Below are 1350 nucleotides of genomic sequence, written 5' to 3' on the forward strand. Positions count from 1 at the left end.
GGGACTGTATAGATAAGGGTGTAACTCCAAGAGGGTAGGAGTGCACCATGAGTGACAAGACGCAGGTCAAGACGGATACTGGCAGGTCGGACGAGGCCCTGGTCGCGGAACTGGTCGCCAAGGCCAAGGCCGAGGGCATCGAGCTGGTCGGCGAGAACGGGCTGCTCTCACGGCTGACCAAGACCACCCTGGAGAACGTGCTCGAAGCCGAGATGGACACCCACCTGGGCTACGCCAAGCACGAGCGCTCCACCGAGACAGCCGGCAACGCCCGCAACGGCACCCGGTCCAAGACCTTGACCACCGAGGCCGGGCCCGTCGAGATCGAGGTACCCCGCGACCGGGACAGCTCCTTCGAACCCCAGATCGTGCGCAAACGCCAGCGCAGGCTGAGCGGGGTCAACGGGATCGTGCTCTCGCTCTCGGCCCGCGGACTCACCCACGGCGAGATCTGCGCCCACCTGGCCGAGGTCTACGACGCCAACATCTCCAAGCAGACCATCTCGGCCATCACCGATGCCGCTATGGAGCGCATGTCCGAGTGGCAGAACCGGCCCCTGGACCCGGTGTACCCGGTGCTGTTCGTCGATGCGATCAACGTCAAGATCCGCGACGGCCAGGTCGCCAACCGGCCCATCTACGTGGTGCTCGGGGTCACGGCCGAGGGCGAGCGCGACATCCTGGGCTTGTGGGCCGGTGACGGGGGCGAGGGCGCCAAGTACTGGGCGCACGTGTTCACCGAGCTGCGCAACCGCGGGGTTGAGGACGTGCTCATGCTCGTGGCCGACGGGATCAAGGGCATGACCGAGGCGGTGGAGGTGGTCTGGCCGCGCACGGTGGTCCAAACCTGCATCGTGCACCTGCTGCGCAACAGCTTCCGCTACGCCTCGCGCACGGACTGGGAGAAGGTCGCGCGTGCCCTCAAGCCGGTCTACACCGCCGCGACCGAGGAGGCGGCCCTGGAGCGCTTCGCCGAGTTCTGCGAGGACTGGGGGCAGCGCTATCCGGCGATCGTGCGCTTGTGGGAGAACGCCTGGGCCGAGATGGTGCCGTTCTTGGCCTTCGATGTGGAGATCAGACGGATCATCTGCACTACGAACGCGGTCGAGTCGATCAACGCCCGGATCCGCCGTGCGGTCAAGGCGCGCGGGCACTTCCCCAACGAGCAGGCCGCGCTCAAGTGCGTCTACCTGGCGTTGCTGGCCTTGGATCCCAAGGGAACCGGGCGAGCCAAGTGGACCAACCGGTGGAAGCGGGCGCTGAATGCCTTCGAGGTGACCTTCGAGGGCCGGCTGACCCCGACACGCCGCTGACCAGGAAAAATAGTTACACCCTTAACTTGACACACCC

1 protein-coding gene is annotated in these 1350 nt (G+C 66.1%); it reads left to right on the plus strand.

Annotation, left to right across the window (positions count from 1 at the left end):
• Nucleotides 1-47: 47 nt before the first annotated feature.
• Nucleotides 48-1313 (plus strand): IS256 family transposase, encoded by a 1266-nt coding sequence (locus tag ACYVDG_RS32615; RefSeq protein WP_460764134.1) that lies wholly within the window; start codon nt 48-50, stop codon nt 1311-1313.
• The last annotated feature ends 37 nt before the right edge of the window (nt 1314-1350 follow it).

The sequence above is a fragment of the Nocardiopsis oceani genome, assembly GCF_054777395.1.